Here is a 4,187-nt window from a genome sequence, read left to right as displayed (position 1 = left end):
AGTTAAGTTTCACCGCGAGCATGGCAAGGCGGCCACGCTGACCGCCACTTACCCGCCCGGGCGCTTTGGTGCTTTGGACATTCAGGCTGGCCGAGTGCACAGCTTCAAGGAAAAGCCCAAGGGTGACGGGGCCATGATCAATGGCGGCTTTTTTGTACTTTCACCTGAGGTATTGAAGTATGTAGAGTCGGATGCCACGGTGTGGGAGCAAGAGCCCCTGATGCGCCTGGCAGATGAGGGGCAGTTGATGGCCTACGAGCATCATGGGTTCTGGCAGCCGATGGACACCCTGCGTGACAAGCACCATCTGGAAGAGTTGTGGACCAGCGGCAATGCCCCCTGGAAAATGTGGGACTAATCAACATGACAGCACAGGTCAATTCCGAATTCTGGCGGGGCAAAAAAGTATTTTTGACCGGGCACACCGGTTTTAAAGGCAGTTGGGCTGCCTTGTGGTTGCAAAGCATGGGCGCGCGGGTCAAGGGCTATGCGTTGGCGGCACCCACCAACCCCAGCCTATACGATCAGGCTCAAGTGGCCCAGGGCATGCAAAGCGACATTGGCGACATTCGCGACGCCGCCAAGCTTGCCCAAAGCATGACATCTTTCAACCCCGACATTCTGATTCACATGGCAGCACAGCCGCTGGTGCGGCTAAGCTATCGCGATCCGGTTGAAACCTATTCCACCAATGTGATGGGCACCGTGCATGTGTTTGAAGCCGCGCGTCAGTGTGGCAACCTGCGGGCAATCGTCAACATCACAACCGACAAGTGCTATGAAAACCGCGAATGGGAATGGGGCTACCGTGAGAACGAGCCCATGGGCGGGCACGATCCTTACAGCAACAGCAAGGGGTGTGCTGAATTGGTCACCTCGGCTTACCAGCGCAGTTTCTTCCATTTGCCCAACTCGGCCAATTTGGCCAGCGTGCGTGCGGGCAATGTGATCGGCGGTGGCGACTGGGCTGAAGACCGGCTGATTCCCGACATTCTGCGCGCATTCGAAAAACAACAACCCGTGGTGATTCGCAACCCCTTGGCCACACGGCCATGGCAGCATGTACTTGAACCCTTGGCGGGCTATTTCATCTTGGTAGAAAAGCTGTATCAGGCTGATGGCAAGTGCTTTGCAGAGGGCTGGAACTTTGGCCCTCGTGAAGAAGATGCCAAGCCTGTGCAATGGATTGTAGAGGAGTTGGTCAGGGACTGGGGTAACGGCGCAAGCTGGCAGCTGGACCAGACCGAAAACCCGCACGAAGCCAACTTTCTGAAGTTGGACATCTCGAAAGTGGCGCATCGGCTGAAGTGGCACCCAAGGTGGAACCTTGCCACCGCACTGGAAAAAATTGTGCATTGGCACCAGCAATGGCTAGCTGGCCAAAGTGCGCAGCAGCTATGCCTTGAGCAAATCCAGCAATACGCACAAACGACACGCAAAATTTGAAGCAGGAATTCACTCAAAATGTCTGAACCCATTACTTTCCACAAAACCAACCCCGAGGCTCTGCGCGCCCAAATATCTGAGCTGGTTAAACAGTACGCAGACCTGGTGCACGCCCCCAAACCCTTTGTCGCAGGGCAAAGCGCTGTGCCCGTGTCGGGCAAGGTGGTGGGTGCACCTGAGGTGCAAATGATGGTCGAGGCCAGCCTGGACGCGTGGCTAACCACCGGGCGATTTAACGCCCTGTTTGAAGAACGGTTGGCCAAGTTTCTGGGTGTTAAGCATGCCATTACGGTCAATTCAGGATCATCGGCCAACCTGGTGGCATTCTCAACTTTGACCAGCCCCAAGCTGGGCGACAGGGCAATTAAGCCTGGCGATGAGGTGATTGGTGTGGCTGCGGGCTTTCCAACCACGGTTAACCCCATCATTCAATTTGGTGCGGTGCCTGTGTTTGTCGATGTAGATCTGCACACCCACAACATCGATGCCAGCAAAATTGAAGCGGCAATCAGCCCCAAGACCAAAGCCATTATGCTGGCGCACAGTCTGGGCAATCCGTTCAATTTGGATGTAGTTACCGCGCTCTGCAAGAAATACAACTTGTGGCTGGTTGAAGACACCTGCGATGCACTGGGTGCCAAATACAACGGCCAGTTGGTGGGCACCTTTGGTGACATTGCCACGCTCAGCTTCTACCCCGCACACCACATCACCATGGGCGAGGGTGGTGCAGTGTTCACCAACAACAGCGAACTTAAAGTGATTGCAGAAAGCTTTAGGGATTGGGGGCGTGATTGTTATTGCCCCCCCGGCAAAGACAACACCTGCGACAAGCGCTTTTGCTGGAAGTTGGGCGATCTGCCTGAAGGCTATGACCACAAATACACTTACAGCCACTTGGGCTATAACTTAAAGATTACCGACATGCAGGCCGCCTGCGCCTTGGCGCAGATGGATAGGCTAGATGGCTTTATTGCTGCCCGAAAGGCCAACTATGAATACCTGCGTAACAAGCTGGAAGGCCTGCAAGATTTCTTGCACCTGCCTATGGCCACGCCCAATTCCGAGCCATCCTGGTTTGGCTTTCCTCTGGTGTTGAAGGAAGAAAGCGGTGTTAAGCGTGTTGACCTTCTGAACTATCTGGATCAAAACAGGATTGGCACGCGCCTGCTGTTTGCCGGCAACCTGACGCGTCAGCCTTACATGATTGGCCGCAATTTCCGGGTAAGTGGTGAGCTTACCAACACCGACATTGTGATGAACCAGACCTTTTGGTTGGGCGTGTACCCAGGGTTGACGACGGAACATCTCGATTACGTGGTGCAGAAGTTGGAAGAGTTCTTTGGTGTGGGTTTCTAAGTGCCAATGCAGGTACTCATCACGGGCGCGAACGGTTACCTCGGTTCCCAGTTGCTTTTTTACTTTGCCAAGCAATTTCCGGAATGGCACTTGCATGCCTTGTTTCGTCAAGGCGCCAAGCTCAATCGCCTTGATTGGGTTCAAGATCAATGTCAGCTACATTCACTAGATTCTGATCCAGCCCTGCTGGCGGATTTGATTCATCAGATCAAACCCGATGTGATTGTTCACACTGCCTGCAGCTATGGGCGCAAACACGAAAGCGCAATCGATGTGCTACAAGCCAATGTAGTCTTCGGGGCTCGGTTGTTAGACGCTTTGCTTGCTTTAAAGCGGCCAGTGACATTTCTGAATACTGGCAGCGCACTTGAGCCGAAGGTCAGTGTGTATGCACTGACCAAGTCACAATTCAGCGACTATGGGCGGATGATTGGAAGCCAGGCGGAATATTTGCAATTTTTGAATATCAGCTTGCAGCACATGTACGGCGCGGGCGACGATGAAAGCAAGTTCCCAACGCGCATGGTTCGAATGCTTCTGAATAATCTGTCTGAGATTGAATTGACTGAGGGGTTGCAGCGCAGGGACTTTATTCACATCGAGGATGTTGCAAGTGCCTATGCCTTTGCCATTGTGCATCGCGATCAATTCAAAAAAACTGAAAGTATTGACCTTGGAAGTGGCAATGCACCAACCATTCGCGAGTTTGTGCAGCTTGCCAAGAAATTAACAGGCGCGGCATCAGAACTGAAATTTGGATGCATTCCAATGCGGCCCGATGAACCAGCGCTGTGCATTGCAGACACCACCCGATTAAATGAACTTGGCTGGGCTCCCCAATTCACCTTGGAGTCAGGGCTGAAACAGATGATAGAACAGGAAAGAACACAATGAAGCTATTGATTACTGGGGGCTGCGGCTTTCTGGGCAGTAACCTGGCAAGTCACTCAATCGGCAAAGGAATTGAGTTGGTTGTGTTTGACAACCTATACCGCAACGGCAGTGTGGATAACCTGCTGTGGCTGCAAAGCCAAGGTCAATTCAAATTTGTGCATGGCGATATTCGAAATTCCAATGACGTCAAACGAGTCATTCAGGAGCTCAAGCCCGATGCGGTGTTTCATCTGGCCGGACAGGTTGCAATGACCACATCGATTGCCAACACTCGCATGGATTTCGAAGTCAACGCCATGGGCTCACTCAATGTGCTAGAGGCTGTGAGAGATCACTGCCCAGATGCGGCGGTGCTTTACTCCTCGACCAACAAAGTGTACGGCGATCTTGAGCAATATCACTATGAAGAGACAGAGACGCGCTACGTTTGTACAGACAAACCGCAGGGGTTTGATGAGCAGGTGCCACTGGAGTTTCATTCGCCATAC

5 protein-coding genes are annotated in these 4,187 nt (G+C 52.9%); all 5 read left to right on the top strand.

What is annotated here, in order from left to right; translation table 11 throughout:
* The coding region (locus tag QQJ87_RS14605; protein WP_284282638.1) for a sugar phosphate nucleotidyltransferase at positions 1 to 358 on the top strand (358 nt) is incomplete at its 5' end.
* A 5-nt stretch (positions 359 to 363) separates the two neighbouring features.
* Positions 364 to 1,446: a CDP-glucose 4,6-dehydratase gene (rfbG, locus tag QQJ87_RS14600; RefSeq protein WP_284282636.1), complete on the top strand. Its 1,083-nt coding sequence runs from the start codon at positions 364 to 366 to the stop codon at positions 1,444 to 1,446.
* A gap of 18 nt (positions 1,447 to 1,464) precedes the next feature.
* Complete coding sequence (gene rfbH / locus QQJ87_RS14595; RefSeq protein WP_284282635.1) at positions 1,465 to 2,805, top strand: lipopolysaccharide biosynthesis protein RfbH; 1,341 nt, start codon at positions 1,465 to 1,467, stop codon at positions 2,803 to 2,805.
* A 6-nt stretch (positions 2,806 to 2,811) separates the two neighbouring features.
* Positions 2,812 to 3,699 (top strand): NAD-dependent epimerase/dehydratase family protein, encoded by an 888-nt coding sequence (locus tag QQJ87_RS14590; RefSeq protein ID WP_284282634.1) that lies wholly within the window; start codon positions 2,812 to 2,814, stop codon positions 3,697 to 3,699.
* Positions 3,696 to 4,187, top strand: a 492-nt coding sequence (locus tag QQJ87_RS14585) for a GDP-mannose 4,6-dehydratase (RefSeq protein ID WP_284282632.1), incomplete at its 3' end; no start/stop codon positions are given. The genes QQJ87_RS14590 and QQJ87_RS14585, both read left to right, overlap by 4 nt.

Source organism: Limnobacter litoralis (genome assembly GCF_030160455.1).
GTDB lineage: Bacteria > Pseudomonadota > Gammaproteobacteria > Burkholderiales > Burkholderiaceae_B > Limnobacter > Limnobacter litoralis.
The sequence above is the reverse complement of the archived record's forward strand: the minus strand, read 5'-3'. Positions and strand labels throughout refer to the sequence as shown.